The sequence below is a fragment of the Janthinobacterium longum genome, from assembly GCF_051380735.1.
Taxonomy (GTDB): domain Bacteria; phylum Pseudomonadota; class Gammaproteobacteria; order Burkholderiales; family Burkholderiaceae_D; genus Janthinobacterium.
Genome location: NZ_JBNYXQ010000002.1, coordinates 511,076 through 530,167, shown reverse-complemented (window position 1 = coordinate 530,167; position 19,092 = coordinate 511,076). Strand labels below are relative to the sequence as shown.

Annotated in this window: 14 protein-coding genes and 1 tRNA gene; 3 read left to right on the top strand and 12 right to left on the bottom strand. The window is 61.8% G+C overall.

Features of this window, described 5'->3' with window-relative positions:
- Positions 1-3 precede the first annotated feature (3 nt).
- The 3 genes from ACQ4WM_RS10640 to ACQ4WM_RS10630 form a co-directional block, all read right to left on the bottom strand.
- Positions 4-441 carry a hypothetical protein gene (locus ACQ4WM_RS10640; RefSeq protein WP_436546633.1) on the bottom strand — a complete coding sequence of 146 codons (438 nt, stop codon included), beginning with the start codon at positions 439-441 and terminating at the stop codon, positions 4-6.
- A 9-nt stretch (positions 442-450) separates the two neighbouring features.
- Entirely contained in the window at positions 451-1,686 is a 1,236-nt protein-coding gene (locus ACQ4WM_RS10635) for a hypothetical protein (protein WP_436546632.1), read from the bottom strand.
- A 472-nt stretch (positions 1,687-2,158) separates the two neighbouring features.
- Complete coding sequence (locus ACQ4WM_RS10630; protein WP_436546631.1) at positions 2,159-2,698, bottom strand: DUF2058 domain-containing protein; 540 nt, start codon at positions 2,696-2,698, stop codon at positions 2,159-2,161.
- A gap of 211 nt (positions 2,699-2,909) precedes the next feature.
- Here ACQ4WM_RS10630 and ACQ4WM_RS10625 point away from each other — a divergent pair, with 211 nt between their 5' ends.
- Together ACQ4WM_RS10625 and ACQ4WM_RS10620 are read left to right on the top strand one after the other, a co-directional pair.
- The gene (locus ACQ4WM_RS10625; protein ID WP_436546630.1) at positions 2,910-3,227 is read left to right on the top strand and encodes a PsiF family protein; all 318 of its coding nucleotides are present in this window, start codon (positions 2,910-2,912) and stop codon (positions 3,225-3,227) included.
- Between the two features lie 124 nt (positions 3,228-3,351).
- Positions 3,352-5,256 carry a putative bifunctional diguanylate cyclase/phosphodiesterase gene (locus ACQ4WM_RS10620; protein WP_436546629.1) on the top strand — a complete coding sequence of 635 codons (1,905 nt, stop codon included), beginning with the start codon at positions 3,352-3,354 and terminating at the stop codon, positions 5,254-5,256.
- A gap of 8 nt (positions 5,257-5,264) precedes the next feature.
- On the opposite strand, the gene ACQ4WM_RS10615 is transcribed toward ACQ4WM_RS10620, so the two are convergent.
- Positions 5,265-6,992, bottom strand: a complete 1,728-nt coding sequence (locus tag ACQ4WM_RS10615) for a DUF3300 domain-containing protein (protein WP_436546628.1) — start codon at positions 6,990-6,992, stop codon at positions 5,265-5,267.
- 202 nt (positions 6,993-7,194) lie between these two features.
- Positions 7,195-7,875 carry a hypothetical protein gene (locus tag ACQ4WM_RS10610; protein ID WP_436546627.1) on the bottom strand — a complete coding sequence of 227 codons (681 nt, stop codon included), beginning with the start codon at positions 7,873-7,875 and terminating at the stop codon, positions 7,195-7,197.
- A 209-nt stretch (positions 7,876-8,084) separates the two neighbouring features.
- Between ACQ4WM_RS10610 and ACQ4WM_RS10605 the strand changes: the two genes are divergently transcribed.
- Positions 8,085-8,160: transfer RNA gene (locus ACQ4WM_RS10605), tRNA-Phe, on the top strand.
- 309 nt (positions 8,161-8,469) lie between these two features.
- On the opposite strand, the gene ACQ4WM_RS10600 is transcribed toward ACQ4WM_RS10605, so the two are convergent.
- The 7 genes from ACQ4WM_RS10600 to ACQ4WM_RS10570 form a co-directional block, all read right to left on the bottom strand.
- Entirely contained in the window at positions 8,470-9,144 is a 675-nt protein-coding gene (locus tag ACQ4WM_RS10600; RefSeq protein WP_436546626.1) for a hypothetical protein, read from the bottom strand.
- 72 nt (positions 9,145-9,216) lie between these two features.
- Entirely contained in the window at positions 9,217-10,761 is a 1,545-nt protein-coding gene (locus ACQ4WM_RS10595) for a methyl-accepting chemotaxis protein (RefSeq protein ID WP_436546625.1), read from the bottom strand.
- Between the two features lie 53 nt (positions 10,762-10,814).
- Complete coding sequence (locus ACQ4WM_RS10590) at positions 10,815-11,636, bottom strand: transporter (protein WP_436546624.1); 822 nt, start codon at positions 11,634-11,636, stop codon at positions 10,815-10,817.
- A gap of 194 nt (positions 11,637-11,830) precedes the next feature.
- Positions 11,831-13,180: a DASH family cryptochrome gene (locus tag ACQ4WM_RS10585; protein ID WP_436546623.1), complete on the bottom strand. Its 1,350-nt coding sequence runs from the start codon at positions 13,178-13,180 to the stop codon at positions 11,831-11,833.
- On the bottom strand, positions 13,177-13,320 hold the full coding sequence (locus ACQ4WM_RS10580; protein WP_436546677.1) for a DUF2256 domain-containing protein: 144 nt from the start codon (positions 13,318-13,320) through the stop codon (positions 13,177-13,179). Before ACQ4WM_RS10580 ends, ACQ4WM_RS10585 begins: the two co-directional genes overlap by 4 nt.
- Positions 13,321-13,416: 96 nt before the next feature.
- On the bottom strand, positions 13,417-16,236 hold the full coding sequence (locus ACQ4WM_RS10575; RefSeq protein WP_436546622.1) for a M16 family metallopeptidase: 2,820 nt from the start codon (positions 16,234-16,236) through the stop codon (positions 13,417-13,419).
- 1 nt (position 16,237) lies between these two features.
- The gene (locus ACQ4WM_RS10570; protein WP_436546621.1) at positions 16,238-19,084 is read right to left on the bottom strand and encodes a TonB-dependent receptor; all 2,847 of its coding nucleotides are present in this window, start codon (positions 19,082-19,084) and stop codon (positions 16,238-16,240) included.
- Positions 19,085-19,092 lie beyond the last annotated feature (8 nt).

The window sequence follows — 19,092 nt, the reverse complement described above, 5'->3', positions numbered from 1 at the left end:
GGATTACAGCAAACGTTCGTCGATCAGAATGCCGCCGCTCCTCATGCCTTCCTTGTGGCACAGCGCGATGAAACGGTCACGGAGATTTTGATCGAAGGGCAGCTCCCTGCATCGTGCCGGGAAGTTGTCCGTGAGCTCCTTGGCCCGTTCCACTGACATCCCTCTAACCTCGAGCATCTCGATGGTTGCCTGCTTGAGCAGCACCATTTGCCGTCGCGCGACGCGCTGCTCTTTCGGCTTGCGCACCGCACTGACGACGAAGCTCAGGATGAGCAGGACGAAGGCCGGAAGTATCAGGATGTACAGCGCGCTGAAGAACACTGCCAATGCGCCGAGCACGACGGCAGCGATCAGCAGGGGCTTGTTGACCCTGGAGCGCCGCTTGTTCAGCGTTGACAGTTCTCGCAGTTGAACGAAGGTTTCGAACAGTGACTTTTCCATGGTAGTCCTTTAGTAAGCAGGGGTTGTCGCCGCGATTTCATCCAGCAGGGTCTGGCGCTCTTGCGGCGAGAGTTTCGTGTCATCGAGCTGCTTGACCAGGCAGGCGTACGAAGTGAAGACGAAGGCTGTGTCCTGATGGGCGCACAGCAGGACATGATCTTCCATTTGCGCATCGCTCATCAGCGTGGTTTCTGGCATATAACGACGAAGATACAGGGACTTTCCGTACCATAAACCCAGCCTGGTACGCGGGTGATACGGGGTATTGATCACCTTGAAGAAAGCATCTTCGTCGAACTTGAAGGGCTTTTTGATGGCAGGCTTCAAGAACCTGCTCAGAATGGCCAGCGCACAGAAGGTGAAGAACAACCAGCGGACAAGCACGCCTGCAATGGTACCCATGTAGAACCACTGGTTGAGATGAAGCGTGCGCAGAATATCGACGAGCAGCGTGCCACTGACGAAAAAGTTGGCAAGCGTGCCCAGCGCGATGCCGCCGCCCAGCCACGCCTTGTTGACCTCGCCGCTTACCTTCTGCGGCATGCCGAAATAGTCGTCGGTCTTGACTGGCTTGTATTTCGTAATCGGCCACAGGAGACGCTCAAGGAACGAGGCGTCGCCGGGCAAATCCTTTTTGTTGCGCGGCCAGGGCGTCCAGTTGTAGCGCTGGCCAGTTGCTGTCTGCGCATCGGCCATGAGGACGCCAAGCCGCGCGGCAGAAAGCAGCGTGCGCGGCGTATTCTTGCCTATCCTGTCCAGGTAGGAGCGGATCGGGTAGTTGGCGGCGCGCAGGTCCAGTTGCGCTTCCGCAGACTGCAGGTCAGCGCCTGTTCCAGACCACGGGAGCGAGGGGGCGGCCTCGCCGCCGGGAGGTGCGCTGATGACCACTTGCGGCCTGGCCATGCGCTCGTACTGGAATACCCAGTATTCGGCTTCGATGCCGAGATAGATGACCGTACCCGGCAAGACGATCTGGTCTTCGGCCAAACTGAATCCAACGGTATGGCCGTCCGGCGCTTCGAACAATGCGGTAAAAAAAGTGACGATTCCACCGTCAACCTGTTCAAGCACGCTGTGGGTCTGCTGGTGCACCGTGACGCTGCTCATGGGGCCAACAACAGCCGTCACGGTGCCGGGAACGGTGCGTGTTTCGAACTTGGTGATAGTTTGACAAGCGACTTTCGTCGAGCGATAGACGAAGGGAACCAGCTTCGGGTGAATGTGTGGGGGAATCTCGTGGGTCATCGTTCAATGGCTCAGGTTGGGAGGCTGATGCGTGTTTCGACCAGGATCGCGAGTTCGAGCAACCTGCGATCTCCCTCTCCAAGGTGTTAGCAAAAAGAAATTAAGCAGATTATGGCATATTCCCCTTCGAGCAACTAACAATCTGAATACGCCGAGCAATACGATTCCTGGCTGATCTCGCCGCCGGCTTGATGACAAGGATGTCGGCCAGCGTGGACTGCGGCTTACCGCACAAGGTCGCCAGGACATCCCACAAGTACATCGGAAGCACTGATAAGCGCCAGTGGCGCCACCCGCGCTATTTGCTCAAAATTTCAGCAAACAGCTACGGGCTGCATGAAACAATGCTATCCGTTATTGACAGCAAACCTCGGGCCTCGATTTTCTTGATCAGCGCATTGAACTGCTTGCTGCCTGGTTCAGCGATGCAAACGGAATATCAGGCAGCCAGTTTCATCGGGCAGCCCCGCCACTACCACATCAAATCATCAGGAATCTGGAACGCCGCATACGGATCGTCTTCTTCCACCTGCGTGCCGGCCTGCTTGACGCGCACCACGATGGCCGGGTCGCGCTCGGCGATCTTGTCGGCAATCACGCGCGGCACCAGTTCCACCGCGCCCGCCAGGCAGACGATTACCAGGCGCCCTGCCACCAGATGCGCCTGCACGGCCGGTGTCACGTAGATGCGCTCGATCTTGTTGTTGAAAGTGAAGTTGTATGGCAGTTCGGCATGGTTGCCCTTGCTCTGGCGATTTTTCTTCACCATCTCGGCGATCTGCGCCACGATGGCTTTCTGGTTGGCCGCCGCGTCGCGCTGGGCGTTCAGTTCACGCGCGCGCTCGGCATTCTTGCGCTGGGTTTCCAGCGCGGCGAGCCGCACTTCATCGACGCTTTGCGTGCCACTCTTGCGCTCCTCCTTCTTCTGCTTGCTCTTGTCCTGATTGGCCAGCTTGACCTTTTTCTTGTCGACCAGGCCGGCCTTTAAAAACTGCTCTTGCAACGAAACCATGATGACTACTCCGTATTGAAGATGCGTCGGCATTGGCCAGCGCAAAGGCGTAAGCATAGCGCAGGACAAACGGCCGGCTAACAAAAAGAAACAAAATAGACCACTTTACCCGCCAAAGTTGTTGATAAATGTCATATAGTTAGTTACGTACCGCATATCAATGCGTACACTCAAGCCGCATTCACTTACCGCCTTCTTGCAAGGACCTGCCATGAAACAACTGATCGCTCTGTGTATCGCCGCCTCGTTTGCCAGCACGGGGTTTGCCCTCGCGCAGGATGCGGCTCCGGCCGCCAAGACGGCGCAACAAAACAAGATGACCACCTGCAATGCTGATGCTGCTGGCAAGAAAGGTGACGAACGCAAGGCGTTCATGAAGGTGTGTCTGAGTGCCAAGCCGGCGCCAGCGCCTGCTACCGGTACGGCACAGCAAAACAAGATGAAAACCTGCAATGCCGACGCCAAGGACATGAAGGGCGATGAGCGCAAGGCTTTCATGAAGTCGTGCCTGAGCGCACCCAAGAAATAAGCGCGCCGGTGCCACCACGAAGCCAGCCATCGGGCTGGCTTTTTTCATGATCAGGATGACATGCATTCCATTCACGCGTAGTATTTATCCAGCAACAAACACCCCTCATGTGAAGGATGGCAGCGTGGCGTCATCGAACGATCTCGCGCACTGGCGCGGCCAGATTTTTTCCCGCCTGCTGCAGGTAGTCGTGGTATTGGGCATCGTGACGGCAATACCCAGCGCCCTGCTGGCGGCCCGCGAAGGTATCTGGGCTATCGTCGCAATCGATATCGGCTCGATTGCCTGGATCATCGTCCTATGGCAGCGCAGCAATGTTCGCTACCGCTGGCGCGTTTCGCAGTTTCTTGGTGTTACCTACATTGTCGGTATCGGCCTGCTGCTGAAAATCGGGCCAGTCAGCCAGATCTACATGATGGTTATTCCCGTGCTCGCCGCATTGCTGCTGGGTTTGCAGCCGGCCTTGTATATGCTGGCTTTGACCACCACGTCCCTGTTCCTGCTCGGCCTGCATCCGGACATCAGCCTGCAGCTTGCGGGCGTGCCCGCGTCACTGCTGCTGCGCTCGCTGATCGTGGCCCTGAACTTTCTGTTCATTGCCGCCGTGCTGACCTTGTCAACCGCTTTTTTGCTGCGCCACCTGGAGCAGTCGCTCAACCGACTGCATGCCAGCACGCTGTTGCTGGAACGCGAAATTGCCGAGCGCAAGAAATCGGAACAGGATATCCACCAACTGGCGTTTTATGATGTGCTGACAGCATTGCCGAACCGGCGCCTGCTGATGGACCGCATCGGCCAGTTGCTGGCAGCAGCGCAGCGTGAACATACAGTCAGCGCGCTGATGTTCATCGACCTCGATCACTTCAAGCATATCAACGACGCGCGTGGCCACGCTACCGGCGACGCGCTGCTGCGGATCGCCGGCGAGCGCCTGGCGCAGCTGATGCGCAAGGCCGACACGGTGGCGCGCATCGGTGGCGACGAATTCGTGGTGTTGCTGGCGCACCTGGCGCCGGAAATGGAAGCTGCCGCCCAGGCGGCCGGCCTGGTGGCGGAAAAAATCCGCGCCGCCATCGCGCGCGATTTCGACATCGACGACCATTCTTACCACTGCTCGGCCAGCATCGGCGTCACCTTGCTGCCCAAGCGCGGCCAGCAGGCCCACGATTTGCTGCGCGAAGCCGACATCGCCATGTACCGCGCCAAGGCCGAGGGGCGCAACGGCATTGCCTTTTTTGAAGTGACCATGCAGGCTGGCGTGGAGCACCGCCTGACCATAGAGCGAGCATTGGCACACGCGCTCGATGCCAGCGAACTGCGCATGCATGTGCAGCCGCAGCTGGACCGTCACGGCCAGGTGACGGGCGCCGAGATGCTGATGCGCTGGCCACAGGCAGACGGCAGCATGATCGCGCCGTCGCTGTTCATCCCGATTGCCGAAGAAACGGGCCTGATCGTCAAGTTGGGCAACTGGGCGCTGCGGCAGGCATGCAAGGCGGTGGTGCAGCTGGCGCAGGCCGGCCACCACTTCGCGCTGTCGGTCAATGTCAGCCCGGCGCAGTTTCGCCAACCAGATTTTGCCGCCCGCGTGCGTGCCGCGCTGAGCGAATCGGGTGCGCCAGCCGGCGCTCTGGTGCTGGAACTGACGGAAGGGCTGCTGGTCGACAAGCGCGACGCAGCGCTGGCGCGCATGCGCGAACTGGCCGCGCTGGGCATCCGTTTTTCCATCGATGATTTCGGCACCGGCTATTCCAGTCTGGCTTATCTCACCTCGATGCCGCTGTACGAACTGAAAATCGACAAGAGCTTCATTGACGCTACCCCGCATGACGCCAGCAGCACGGCCATCGTGCAGGCAATCCTGGGCATGGCCGGCCACCTGGGCTTGCGGGTGGTGGCCGAAGGGGTAGAAACGCAGCAGCAGGCCGATTTCCTGATCGACCACGACTGCGACGGCTTGCAGGGCTATCTGTATGCGCGGCCGATGCCGATGGACGACCTGCTGAAGTGGCTGGCGCAGCGGCCCTGATCCGTCATTCAGCCGTGCCTTTCGTGCGCCTCGTGCCGCTCGCGCTCCTGATGAGCCTGGTGATCCTGATGAGCATGGGCGCCTTGCTCGTGTTTTTCCCCATGGTGATCCGCGTGTTGCGCGGCCGCATGGGCTTGCGCGACGCGCATGGCCTGCATGTCCTGATGGTTGCGCTGGGCCTGGGCCTGGTCATGGGCAGGATCGGCTTCGCCGTGCCTTGACGGCGCCTGCGGCATGGCTGGCGCCATGTGTACAGGGGCACTGCTTCTGTCCTGCTCCATGCGAGCAGCCATGGCGTCGGCATGCTGGCGCTGCATCTGCATCTGCACCGGCATCCGCTCAACGCCGCGCTGTTCATGTGCGCTCTGCACGGCTTCAGGCGGCGCCATTCTTGCCGCCTGCAAGGCATGCTGCTGCGGTGACTGGTGCGGGTCCTGGTGCTGCTGATTCTGCAACTGAAGCTCATGCTGCGCCGGCAGATTGTGCTGTTGCGCCGCGAATGCATGCATCTGCGGTGCGGTGGCCAGGTGCACCGGCTGTGCCGCTGCCGCAGGCAAGGGACGTGCGCCGGGAACCGCGTCGCGCGGCGTGAAGTGCGGCATGCTCATCATCGCCGGCACGCGCGGCACGCCATTGTTGACGAGCATATTCTGCGAGCGATTGACCTCGTTGTGATTGACCACGTTGTTGATGTTGTTGACGGTGTGGTAGTTGTTATTGCTGACGTTGATATTGTTGATATTGTTGACATGATTGACGACGGTGACGGACTTCGAAACATACGTCGCATTGTTGTAGACCACCGCAGGACGATGCCAGCCGCCACCGTAGCCGGAATACGGCCCCGGTCCGCCCCAATTGACGCCCCACGCATTCCAGCCTGGGTCATGGTGATGGCTAACCGCTGCCCCCACCAGCACGCCGATGCCGAACGACAGCGCGCCGGCCGTCACCAGCGTTTCGGTGCTGTACGCCGGCCTAGACTCGACCCAGCCCGGATACACCGGCACCGGCGCCCCGTAGACCACGGTCGGATTGTAATGCGGCACATAGACGATATCGGGCGCTGCCGGCTCGATCACGATGGTCTGCTGCGGCGGCGCGATGACCGCCGGACCATCGTAGACCGGCGGATACGACGTCGAACGCGTGACATAGGCAGGGTCGGGTTGCGCAGAACGCGCCACCGTCGACACCCGCAGGTGCTGCGAAGTTTTCAGGTTGCCCGACTGCTGGGCGCGCGAGCGCAAAAGCTGTATGGCATTCATCACATCCATGGGATCGTTGACGTAGGCCGTACCAAGCGCCGTGGTCCACTGGAGGTTGTTGGCCATCTGGCCCAGCACGGTGGGAAAGGTGGTCAGCGACTTGACACTGACGTCCCAAGGCTGGCCGGCTTCGGCATTTTGCAGCGCCGCCCCTTTCAACGACGGGTTCTGGCCCAGCCACTGATTGGCAGCCGAGATCTGCTCCGGATACGTGGCGCCGGCAAGCACCTGGCCCACCAGTTTATCGGGAAACAGGGCGATCGGCGCGACCATCTGCGCCAGCTGATCGGCGCTCGGCGGCGTGTACGGGGCCGGCTGCGGGGGCTGAGCCGGTTGCGGGGGCGTGGTGGCGACCGCGCCAGTTTGCTGCGGCACGCCGGTAGGCTTGTTGCAACCGGCAAGCACCAGCAAGCTCAGCATCAATGACGACGACACCGCTGTTTTGAAACGCATGGCATGAGCACCCATGATCCACATCCTTACTTGTTGAAAGCATGGATGGAAGAGTAGCAGGCTCGTGCCATTGAAACTGTTACCTGTTGTATCGTGCGTGTAACCTTGGTGACCAAGGCAACAGCCTGGCTGATCCGGTGGCGGGTGAACACACCCGAATTCGATCCGCTGGCCTATCAAATTACGCCGCCAAAATCCACGCGGACCTCGCCACGGGTCAGGACTGCACCTGCAAGACCTTGACGAGCTTGGTTTCCACTTTCTCGCCCGCACCAGAGATCGCATTCCTGCTTTCCTTGCGCAGCAACAGCAGATGGTCGCCAGAAACGCCATACTGGCGCGTCTCGTCCGTCTTTTGCGCAAAGTTGACCACCACAAAGGCGCGCCCGCTGACATCGACGCGGAAGCTGCTGGCCAGTGGCGTGCCATCGGCCGCGATCCACACGTCGATGCCACCGTCGAACTTCTTCACGTACTTGCGGTCTTTTTCGGGCACCTTGTCGATCGACAAGGTAAAGCTCAGCTTGCGCGCCGGCTTGCCCTTGTAGCTGTCCATCTTCTCGCCGCTGAACACGGCCTCGTCCAGCTCGCGCGACAAGGCGCCCGCCGCCGACACCATGCCGCGCAATTCCGTCCCTTTCAGCTCGCCCAAGGCGAAATCGTTGGAAGTCTTGGCCTTCGGGTCCCTGGCCTTGGCGCGCTGCTCGGCCTCCACCTTCGCCAGCAACTCCTTGCTGTACAACACCTGCAATCCCGCCGCACCGCTGTCGACCAACACGCTGGCCTGACCGCTGTCCTCCTCGGCATCCTTGCCCTCGCCTTCCCTGCGCCAGGTGCTTGACTCCACCTGTGCTTTCACGGGCGACTGCCCCTGCAACCTGGCCAGCGCCGCTTTCATATCGCCCAGCCCATCAGCCCGCGCCGCGCCGCAAACCCCACTCAACAGCCCGGCCGCAGCCAGGCATTGCCAACCACAACGTAACTGCATCGCCGTATCCCTTCAGGTCACACAGGGATGCCAAAACACCATGTTTTGGCCATCTGTTGCATTTGAACACAGGATGCACTGGTCAGGTAGAAACTCTTTCTGCTATAATTCGCCGCCTTGGCCTGGTAGCTCAGTCGGTAGAGCAGAGGATTGAAAATCCTTGTGTCGGTGGTTCGATTCCGCCCCGGGCCACCAAGAATATAGTTCACGCAACGCCCACTCATGCTAGTGGGCGTTGTCGTTTGCGGGATTCGCGTCTCAACTCTGGCCTGTTTGCAGAGCGTGGGCGCCAGAATATGCAAAACGGATTAAGCCACAATCGCCTGCACAGGCCCACCGGGCCAAGCGGGTCCGAAAAATGTCGAGGGCAAGGCGCAGCGACGACGACAGTACGCATGTACGGCCAGGAGCTGCAACGCAGCCATCGGCATTTTCTCGGGCTCGCGTATCCGGCCCGCCATTTTTAGGTTTTTACGCTTTTCGGTTGCGTTTTTACCATCTGACTCACGTAGCATGCGGCGGCACAACCTCCGCCCCATGCACAGTATCGGCGCCCATCCCCATGCCGCCACCACCCCCGCCATTGCCACCACCCCCGCCCTTATTGCCCGACCTGTCAGCATCCGCCTTGCCGCGCCCGGCACTGCCCTGCGTGCGTGTCGGCCCCTGCAGCGGAATTACCACATCGTCCGGCATCGGTCCAAGGTCAAGTGCGCTGCGGATAAAGCTGCGCAGGCTGACGACCAGTTCGGCTGTATGAATAGGGCGGCCCGCCGCCAGGTCACTGGCAGCTTGCCCGGCCAGCCGGCAGTGTTCTTCGGTGCCGAGCAGCAGTATGTCTGCCAGCGCCGCTTCGACCGCGTCACGGATGCGGCGCGCGCGTTCGGAAGTGGCTGCCGCGCTTTCCTGCTGCCCTTCCCCGGTTGGCGCACGCTCGCGCATGTCGCGCAAATGGGTCGGGTCGACCGTCAGCTGGCCGGTAAACGAGCCGCCAAGGGTGCGGTAGGCAGCCATCAGGGTTTTCACGCGCTCATTGATCTGCCGGTTCATCCGTTCGCGGCGCTGCTGGATGGTCTGCATCATCAGCATGCGGATGCCCACGCCCAGCAGGGTGAACACCGCCAGGCCGACGATGGTGGTCATGGCGGCTTCCCAGGAACTGAAATCCATACTACGCATTGCGGCCCCGACAGTAATTTGCGATGGCGCCAGTGTAACGGATCCCAGCGCGCCACCAGCAGCGCTGCCGCGCTAGCGCTCGAAGCGGAACACGCTGACAAGCTGCAACAGCTGGGCCGATTGTTCCTGCAATGAGGCGGCCACGGCGGCGGCCTCTTCGACCAGCGCGGCATTTTGCTGGGTCACGCCGTCCATCGCGCCGATGGCCTGATTGATCTGCTCGATGCCTGATTCCTGCTCCAGCCCTGCGGCGGCGATATTACCCATCATGCTGCTGACCTGCTGCACGCTGCTGACCACCTCGTCCATCGTGCTGCCGGCCTGCGCCACCAGGCGGCTGCCCGCCCCTACCCGTTCGACCGAGGCGTCGATCAGGGTCTTGATTTCCCTGGCCGCAGCAGCCGAGCGCTGCGCCAGCGCGCGCACTTCCGAGGCGACGACGGCAAAGCCGCGCCCCTGGTCGCCGGCGCGCGCCGCTTCGACGGCGGCGTTCAGCGCCAGGATATTGGTCTGGAAGGCGATGCCGTCAATCACGCTGATGATCTCGACAATCTTGGACGACGAAGCATTGATCTCGGCCATGGTGCCCACCACTTGCGCCACCACCTGGCCACCGCGCACCGCCACCTGCGCCGCCGACTGCACCAGCTCGTTGGCCTGGCGCGCGCTGTCGCCATTGTTCTTGACAGTGGACGTCAGCTGCTCCATCGAGGCAGCCGTTTCCTCGAGCGAGCTGGCCTGCTGCTCGGTGCGTGCCGACAGGTTCAGGTTGCCGTTGGCAATTTCCGCCGAGCCGGTGGCAATCGTGTCGGTGCTGCTGCGCACCTCGGCGACGATCTTGCGCAAGCTGTCCTGCATGTCCTGCAGCGCTTGCCTCAGGCGGCCGATTTCGGTCTCGTCACCGGACTGCTGCGACAACCGGGTACCAAGATCACCGTCGGCAATACTGGCCGCAAAGACGATGGCCTGGTCCAGCGGCTGTGTGATCGAACGCGAGATCATGTAACCCATGCCCAAGCCGAGCACGCCGGACAGCAAGGCTGCCAGCAGCATATTGCGGCGGGAGCTGATGTCTGTGGCGTCGCCCTCTGCTTGCGCAGCATCGGAATTTTTTTCGATCAGTTCGCTCAGCTCGGCCATGCTTTTCTCCAGCGTACGAAAGGACGTCATGAAGGTGCCGAAGCGCGCCTGCGCAGCGGTGGCGTCGGCCAGCGCCGCCGGCACGATGCTGGCACAGGCATCAAGGTAGGTGACGATATCGGGCCTTACGTGCTCGATGGCCTTGAGTATGGCCGGATCGGAGATGCCGCTTTCCAGCTCCTTGATGCGGCTGCGCAGCAAGGCCATATGTTCCTGCGTGTCCTCGCGTACTTGCTGCATTTCCTTGGGGTCCTGGCGCGCGCTGGCAAGAAAGGCGGCCAGCACGTCGGCGCGCAAGGCGTCATGGGCCATATCGGCCTGCAACTGGTTCTTGAGCGCCGCGCCGTTGGACTGGAGAGCGTCCATCGAGTCGTTCAACGTCTGCATGGCAGCATAGCCGATCACGCCTACCAGGGCGACAAAGACCAGGTTCGCGAGGTTGGAAAACAGCAGTTTTTTCTTGATGGTCAGATTCATGGCGCGCTCGCAGGTGGGATCAATGTCAGGTAGCCGGGGAATGGGCCAGCGAGTTAGAGCTTGAGTGACAGGCCGATGGTCCAGCTCCAGTCGGCCGTATTGCGGTTCAGCCCGCGCGAAATGGCCGTGTCCAGCTGGCACTGCTTGGTCAGCAAGTAAGCGGCCCCGACATCGAGCGTGACGACGTTGCCGCCGTTGCGGGCGCGTGCGATTTGCGGTGCAGCCACTTCGACAAAACTGCGCCAGCGCTCATTCCATTCTTTACCTACCACCACGCCCAGAATGCCTGCCGTATAACGGCGTCCTGTATCGTTCTTGTCGAACAGTACGCCGGGCATAATGCCCAGCGACATGTCTTGCGGCAGCTCCCACTCCGCCACCACGCGCAGCGAGGGGCGCGCACCGTTGCCGCGGAAACGGGCCGAGCCGGAGTCGAGATCGACATGGCCCAGCACCCCCATCGACGGCGTCAGGCCAGCTTGATCGATGGCGTGCCATTTGACGCCCAGCGACAGGTCGCCGTAGCCGCGTTCGGTGGACCGCGTGCCGGCACCCAAATCGTCAGTCCTGGCAATCAGGCGGCCATCGGTCTCGGCACGCAACTCGAACGTATCGCTGATGCCGTAGCGCAGCAAGGTAGGCGTGCTGAACGTGCGTTCCCTGACACCATCAGCTTTGTTGCGCTCGGTGGCCACGCTCGTTTCAATCTGGAAGCGATACTTGCCGACCACCGCGCTCGATTCGACGAAATCGGGCCGGTCAGTGGCGATCTGGTCATCCTCGGCGCCCACTTCGGCCGCAGGCGCCTGAAGGCTCCACAGACAGCTACTGAACAACAAGACTGCGCGCGCGGCTATGCTCAACTGCATGTTCATATTCGTCTCCCTATCGTCGCGGGTATGCGCTGGCGGACGGTTGTCGCCAGTTGCCGATATGAACTAATATTGATGCATATTTGATAGCTACACCAGCATAATCTGAGAATCGCGGCGAAATGCCACAGAGGAATCAGATTGTGTCGTTTATGCGCGGCAGCAACGTTTCAAGGAAGGCCACTCACCGCGCGCGTTCAAGCCTGGCGCACCTGTTCGTGCGGCTGCTTCCACAACTGCCGGTAGGCACCGTCGCGGTCGTGGTCATGCACTTGCTTCTGAATATTGAAGCGCCGCCCATTGCGCGGGTCGGTGCCACGGCCGGCAATATACAGCCAGTTTCCCTGATTGCTGTAGACGTCGTAATCGATCAGTTGCGCCTCGAACCAGGCGGCCCCGGCGCGCCAGTCGCAGTGCAGGTCATGGATCAGGTAACTGGCAACCACCTGGCGCAGGCGGTTTGACAGATAACCGGTGGCGCGCAGTTCCGCCATCGCTGCATCGACCAGCGGCTCGCCGGTGCCGGCCTGGCACCACGCCTCGAAGCGGCGCGCATCGTGGGGCGGCCGGGGCAAGCTCGTCAGGCCCTGTGCGCGGTACAGCCGTACGCCGTACTTCAGGTGCAGCAGGCGGAAATAGTCGCGCCACAGCAGCTCGAACCAGATCCAGTAGCTGCTGTCGCTGGCGCCATGCGCCGCCTCGAAATCCTTCAGCGCAGCATGGGCCTGGCGTGCCGACATGGCGCCGCAGGCCAGCCACGGTGAAAACTTGGTGGAATAATCGGTGCCGGAAAGGCCGTTGCGCGTGAGCTTGTAGGCATGCGCCAGCTGCGTGCCGAAATAACGCTGCAGATGGCCGGCGGCAGCGCTGGCACCGCCGGAAAACGCCGGCAAATAATACGGAAACGAAGAGCGGCCCAGCGCGTGCAGTTGCACCGCAGGGTCGGCCCGGAAGGCAGGCGGCACCGGCCAGGTTTCTGCCAGCCGTGCAAACTGCGGCGGCAAGGCCGGTAGCTGCGCGGGCCTTGGCAGCGGCGCCGGCGGCAGCACCTGGGCGCGTTCGACCAGCTGGCGAAAGGTGGTAAAGACGTCGGGCAAGTCGTGCGGCGCAAAAGGCAGGCTGGCCGGATCGAGCAAGGTCGATTGCCACACCGTGCTGACGTGCAGGCCGCTGGCCCGCAAGGCGGCAACTTGCTGCTGTTCTTCAGGAGCGGCTACCTCTTCGCAATGCACTGTGGTCGCGCCAACCGCCTCAGCCAGTGCCGGCAGCAACTGCACGGGGTCGCCCTGCAGCTCCAGCAACTGGCTACCGCACGATTGTAGTTGCTGCGTCAGGTCGGCCAGGCTGGCCGCCAGGAACTGCTGGCGATGGCTGGCGCAGCGCGGCACATGCCACGGCTCTGCGGGCGTGGCGGTATTGCCGTGGCAGTACACCAGCAACAAATGCTGCGCTTGCCGGCAAGCCTCGATCAGGGCCGGATTATCCTCGACGCGCAGATCGTTGCGGAACCAGTAAATATGGGTGTTAGGCCCTGGTGCGGCGCTCATGCTTTGCGCTTGCTGTCCTGGCGACAGCGATCCGAACAGTATTTCACTTCCTGCCACACCTTTTCCCATTTTTTCCGCCAGGTAAAGGGCAGCTGGCATTGCTGGCACAGCTTGCTTGGCAAATCAGATTTTTTTCGCATGCGCATGAAGTCCTTCCGACAAATGGCACCAGCGCCGTCCGGGTTGGTCAGGTGATTATCATACCTTGCGCCAGCCGGCGCCGCTGGCCTGCCATCTCAGCGGCCCTTGCCTTCTCCCTTCGGCAACACCTTGACCACCGCCATGTCCCGCGCCAGCCTGAACTCGCTGGCAAATGCACGCATGCTGTCTACCGTCAACGCACTGGCCAGCTGCTGGCTGTCTGCCAGGTAGCGCGCGTCGCCAAATTGCGTATAGCTCAACTGCAAGCGGTTAAATTGCGTGGCGCTGTCGCTGACCCGTTTGGCTTCGTCGCTGCGCATCCTGGCGATTTCTTCCTGCAGCATGGCCGTATCCAGTTGCTGCGGCAAGCGCTCAAGCACGCGCCTGGCCGACGCCCACAAGACGTCCAGGCGTTCTGGTGCGGCGGTAAACGACAGTTCGCTGTTGGCATGGTGCTGCGGATCCAGGCTCAGCTTGTAGTTGAGGCGATAGATGCCGGCCTCTTTTTCGCGCAGCTCCTGGCGCAGACTGCGATAGATGATGCGCGACACGATCGCCGTGCGCATGGCACGTTCCGGTGACCATTGCATCGCCTGGCTGCCTTCGGCGCGCACGCTGCCTTGTGGTTCGATGCCGATGGCCAAACGGCTTTCCCGATAGCCGGGGCGCTGCACCAGCGCCTTTGGTGCCTGTGCCGCTGCCTGGCGCGGAATGCCGGCCAGGTAGCGCCCGGCCAGTTCCTGCACCTGCGCCGCCTCGAGCGGGCCACTGACAAAATACGTCACCGGCTGGCGGCGCAACTGCAGCCATTGCCCGCGCACCGTCTGCAGACCCTGCTCTGTCATCAGTTGCTTCAGGGCGTCCAGGTCGGGATAGCCGTCCAGCGGCAATTCGCCATAGCGCAGCGAACTCATTTCGCGGCCGGCGCGTTCGCCGGCACTGTCCGGACGGCGTGCCGCCTGGCGCGCCAGTTGCTGGCCAGCGCTGCCCAAGGCGTCAAGGCCGATCTCGCTTTGCAGCTGGCGCGCCGCATACAAGCGCAGCAAGTCTTCCAGTTGCGCCGCAGGCACTTGCGCGGTGTAGCTGAGCTGGGTAGCGGTTTGCTGCTGCGACAATTTCACCTTGTGCTGCGCTGCCCAGCGCGCAAGCTCGCCCGGCGCCTGGCCGGGCAAGTCGGCATCGCGGCCCAGCTGGGCCGCCAGCTGCCATTGCCACGCCGGCGCACCGGGCATGCGGTAGCCTGCCGGCGCATGGGCAGCAAAGCGCACCAGTTGTTCCTTCTGCTCTTGCGCAGTTTGCTGCCATACCAGCACGTCGCCGTTGCCCAGGGTCCAGCGCTGCACGCCGCTACCCAGTTCGTCCTGGCGCACGATGTCGCCATCCGACGACAACTGCGGCAGGCTGGCAGTTGTCGCTGCTGGCGCTGCTTTCAACAAGGCTGGCAAAGGTTCCGTGGCAATTTTTTTCTGAACCGCCAGCACCTCTTGCTGCGATGGCAGCGCCAGCGCACTGAGGCCAGGGGCCAGCATGAACAGCGCGCGGTCCGGTGCGTTGACCCATTGCAGCACACGTGCATTGATATCGGCGGGGCGCAGGCCAGCCAGTATGCGGCTGATCTGTGCCTGCTTTTGCAGCGGGTCCTGCAGCGCCCGCCCGGCCTGCACGGCTTCACCCAGCAATTGCAGCCAGCCAGCGAGGTCGCGCGCTGCGCGTTGCTGCGGTCCCTTGTCGTTCAGGCGCTGCACATCGGCGATTTCGCGCGCAATCACGGCAGCATCGAGGCCATTGCGCCGTACCCTTTCCTGCAGCAGCAGGATCTGCTGCATGCCGGCCCGGTGGGCATCGACCGCCACGCTGGCGGCAAAGCCCAGCGACGCCGTCGAGGCGCCTAGCTCGCCCTTGCTGACGTTCAGCGACGACACGCCTGCCGGCAGGCTGTCGGCGCAATCACGCACCAGCGCACGCAGGCTGCGCTCGGCAATGCGGTCGATAATGCGTGCGCGCAAGCCGTCCTCGTCCTGGCGCTGGTCGACCGTAAAGCGCGTGACCCAGCCCACCTGGCTGGTGCCGCTTTCGGCATCTTGCAAGCGCGTGATGCGCAACTGGTCGCGCAGCGCGGGATCGGGTGAATTGCGCGCCGGCAAAGCGGCCGGCACCAAGGCGCCAAAGTGGCGTTCGATGGCCGGCTTCAGTGCCTGCGCATCGACCTTGCCGACGATCAGCAGGGCCATATTGCCGGGACGATACCAGTCGCCATAGAACTTGCGCAGGTTTTCCGCCGGCTGCTGGCGAATACTCGCCTCCGTGCCAATGGTCGGGCGCTGCGGATACAAGGAACCCTCGCGCAGCATGGCGCGGCGCTGGCGGTCCATCCGTTCGCGCACGCCGAGCTTGGTGCGCCACTCCTCGAGAATAATCTGGCGCTCGCGTTCAAGACCGTCAGCGGGAATTTGCGCACCGCCGGCAATCTCGGCCAATACGCCCAGGCCTGCGTCGACGCGGCTTTGCGGCGCCGTCAGGAAGTACAGCGTGCGCTCGAAATTGGTCTGCGCGTTGTAATGCGTGCCGATGCGCCAGCCCAGGCTTTCCATATAAGTCTTCAGACCTTCCGGATGCGCCCTGGTGGCATGAAACACCATATGCTCGACCATATGCGCCACACCGGACTGGTCATCTTTCTCGTCGAGCGAGCCGACCCGCACCAGCAATTGCAGCGCTACCTGCTTGCTGGCCTGCTGGTCTGCCCCCCCATCGCCATCGACGATGTAATAGTTCAGCCCATTGGCCAGCTGGCCGCGCTGCACCTTGCTGTCCCAGCGGAATGCTTCGGCGGTGGCGGCGATGGCTGGCGCCACGACGGCGATGCATAATGCAAAGAAAGCGATGCCGTGCAGCTTTTTGCGCTTCGTGATCATGTTAGAAACCATAGCCGATCTCCAGCGCAAAGGTACGGCCCCGTTCATAGGTAGCGTAGGTGTCGTTGACGGTCATCTTGTTTTTGGCATTGGTCAGGTTTTCGATGGTCAGTTTCACATCGAGGCGCTGGTTGCGCACCACGCGCGGATTCCAGTTGATGACGGTATCGATGGCATTGGCCTGCGGCAGCCGGGTCTTCTCGTAGTTTTCCAGGGTGGCGCCCTCGTAGACGAAAGTACCGTTGCGCAAGATCTGCTCGTAGCCGCCGCGCAGACGCAGGATATTGCTGATGGTCAGGCTGTGCGCAGGCCAGGTGCTCATGGCGCCGATGCGCAAGGTCCACGGACGGTTGTAATTTTGCGCTGGCTGGTCCGAGTAGCGGATGACCTTGCCATCGTAGCGGATCAGATCGTCGCGCAGCATGGCGCTGCTGTAGTTTTCGGCATAGCTTGCATAGTTCGATTTGACATCGCTTTTGTTGAACGCCACCCACAGCCGGTTGGCCACATCGCCGATCTTGAAGGCGCGCGCATTGGACCAGCTGATGGTGACGTCTCTGGTGACGCTGCCGCCGTCATTGCTGAAGATATAGCAGCTGTTGCTGTTGCAATCGGTCTGGCCCGAGCGCAGCAAACGCACTACCTGATCCTTGCCGTCACGGTGCGTGAAGCGCACGCTCAGGGGGCCGGCCAGCAGGTCCGATTCGTACGTGGCGCCGGCGGTCAACTCGTCGTCATATGGCGACTTCATGTCTTCCAGGCGGTTCAGGGGCTTGCTGGTGGTGGCTGCGCCCCACGCCAGATTGCTGGTGCGCGTTTGCGTGGTCAGCAGGGTATTGGCTTTTTCCTGCAGCGCATAGGCAAACAGATTGCGGCCGTAATAGCGGTTGGCGCCCACATCGAGGTACAAGGGATCGCTGACCTGCCAGCCCAGCTTGAGGCGTGGCGCGAAGTTGGCGCCGCCCGCCAGGCTGTCCTTGTCACCGCGCACGCCGACGCGCAAGCTCAAGCTGCGCCAGCTTGCTTCGTCTTCCGCATAGGCAGCCCAAGAATTGCTGGTGACGTCGAACTTGCCTGCATGATAGAGCATCAAGCGGTTGAAATACTGGCCGGCGTTGTAGCGCAAGGTCCTGGTGGCCGAACACGCTTCGGTATCGACGGTGCCGTCTGCCAGGGTGCAGCGCGAGGCAGCGCCGGTAGTGGGCAGGTTGGTGGGCGTCAGATAGTAAAAATGGTCTTTCAGGCGCTCGTAATTGGCTTCCTGATGGCGCAGTTCGGCGCCCACCGTTGAGCGATGCCGGGTCTGGCCAAGGCTGAATGGCTCGAATGCAGCGCGCAGCTTGTACTGCATGGTCTGGATTTCCTGGTCGATATCGCCGCGCGCACCCTCGCCACTGGTGGGGTTGGTGCTGCCAGCCGGGTCGCCCCAGTTCTTGTCGGTCGACCAGCGCCAGGCGCGGTAATAATCGACATCGCTGCGGCGCGACTGTTCGTTTTTCGAATACGAGAGCTGGTGCGTCAGCCTGGCCAGGTCGTAGCGCGATTCCCACTTGCCGCTCAGGTTCAGGCCGCCGCTATCGATGGTGTAGTTGCTGTCGCGGTAGTTTTCCATGAAATAGGTATTCGACGATGGCGCATACACCACCGTCACTTCGCCCTTGTGGCGGCTGCCGGCCGGCGAGTAGTCGGCTTTCAGCAGCAAGGTGTCTTGCTGGCGGGTCTGCGTGACTTCGCGGCTGGCGGTGGTGCCGCTGTTTTCGGTTGTAAAGCGCTTGAGCGGAATTTCGGACTTCCTGCGCATCACATTCATCAGCACACCCCAGCTATCGCCCGGCCGCGCTTCCACCGTGGTTTTATAGGTCCATTTTTTGAAACGCGGCTGCAAGTCGGCATTGCTTGAGTCTTCAAATTCTTCCTGGCGGGCCGGATCGATAAACAGCTTGCTCCAGCTCGAAGACGAATAACCGACCGACACATTGCCGCCGAATTTCTTGCGCGCCGAACAGACGGTAGCGCTGACCACGCCGCCCGTAAAACGGCCATATTCGGCCGAGACATTGGAGTCCTTGACGTCGATCTCGCACAAAATGCTGCCGTCGATGGCCAGCGCCTGCGCGCCGCCCGGGATCTGGTCGACGCTGGTGGTGGTGACCTTGTTGCCGGGATCGAGATCATTGGCAATCGAAATGCCATCGACCAGTATTTCATTCTGGTACGGTTTGGCGCCGTGGATGCTGATTTCGGCTGGCGCGATTTCACCGCCGGTGGCCGACGACAGCGACGCTTCGGCGTACTGGATATTCGGATTGAGTTTCAGCTGGCTGGTCATGTCGCCATTGATGGCCGGCATATTGCGGATCATTTCGCGGTCCATGCGCTCGACCGTCGGCAAGGTCGTCGCTTCAACGGTAATGCCAGACAAAGTGTGGGCCGGGCGCTTTTCGGCGGCCGAGCGCGCATCGCCGGCGGAGGCAGCGGCACGGGCGCGCAGGATATAGCCGCCCGAGGCCCCCATCACCACTTCAAATTTCGAGTCGGCCAGCAGGGACTGGAAGCCCGACGGCACATTATATTTGCCTTGCAAGCCCTTCGACTGCACACCCTGCAGCAAGGCAGCGTCAAACACCAGGATGACGCCGGACTCGGCAGCAAAACGGTTCAGCACATCGGCCAGCGGTGCAGAGCCCAGCGCATAGGTTTTCGCCGGCGCCGCACGCACGTTGGCGGCGACCGGGTCGGTAGCAAAGGCAGGCAGGATCACGCCAGCGCTGAGCAGGGCCGCCAGCAGGGGACGTAGTTTGCGTACAGGAAAAGAAACGGGGACAGCGCTATCGGCAACAGGATTCATTTTTCGTC

What these genes read in the sequence shown, in the direction of transcription:
- ACQ4WM_RS10640 (WP_436546633.1), bottom strand. Translation starts at nt 441, where the DNA reads ATGGAAAAGTCACTGTTCGAAACCTTCGTTCAACTGCGAGAACTGTCA.
- ACQ4WM_RS10635 (WP_436546632.1), bottom strand. Translation starts at nt 1,686, where the DNA reads ATGACCCACGAGATTCCCCCACACATTCACCCGAAGCTGGTTCCCTTC.
- ACQ4WM_RS10630 (WP_436546631.1), bottom strand. Translation starts at nt 2,698, where the DNA reads ATGGTTTCGTTGCAAGAGCAGTTTTTAAAGGCCGGCCTGGTCGACAAG.
- ACQ4WM_RS10625 (WP_436546630.1), top strand. Translation starts at nt 2,910, where the DNA reads ATGAAACAACTGATCGCTCTGTGTATCGCCGCCTCGTTTGCCAGCACG.
- ACQ4WM_RS10615 (WP_436546628.1), bottom strand. Translation starts at nt 6,992, where the DNA reads ATGGGTGCTCATGCCATGCGTTTCAAAACAGCGGTGTCGTCGTCATTG.
- ACQ4WM_RS10610 (WP_436546627.1), bottom strand. Translation starts at nt 7,875, where the DNA reads ATGAAAGCGGCGCTGGCCAGGTTGCAGGGGCAGTCGCCCGTGAAAGCA.
- ACQ4WM_RS10600 (WP_436546626.1), bottom strand. Translation starts at nt 9,144, where the DNA reads ATGCGTAGTATGGATTTCAGTTCCTGGGAAGCCGCCATGACCACCATC.
- ACQ4WM_RS10595 (WP_436546625.1), bottom strand. Translation starts at nt 10,761, where the DNA reads ATGAATCTGACCATCAAGAAAAAACTGCTGTTTTCCAACCTCGCGAAC.
- ACQ4WM_RS10590 (WP_436546624.1), bottom strand. Translation starts at nt 11,636, where the DNA reads ATGAACATGCAGTTGAGCATAGCCGCGCGCGCAGTCTTGTTGTTCAGT.
- ACQ4WM_RS10585 (WP_436546623.1), bottom strand. Translation starts at nt 13,180, where the DNA reads ATGAGCGCCGCACCAGGGCCTAACACCCATATTTACTGGTTCCGCAAC.
- ACQ4WM_RS10580 (WP_436546677.1), bottom strand. Translation starts at nt 13,320, where the DNA reads ATGCGAAAAAAATCTGATTTGCCAAGCAAGCTGTGCCAGCAATGCCAG.
- ACQ4WM_RS10575 (WP_436546622.1), bottom strand. Translation starts at nt 16,236, where the DNA reads ATGATCACGAAGCGCAAAAAGCTGCACGGCATCGCTTTCTTTGCATTA.
- ACQ4WM_RS10570 (WP_436546621.1), bottom strand. Translation starts at nt 19,084, where the DNA reads ATGAATCCTGTTGCCGATAGCGCTGTCCCCGTTTCTTTTCCTGTACGC.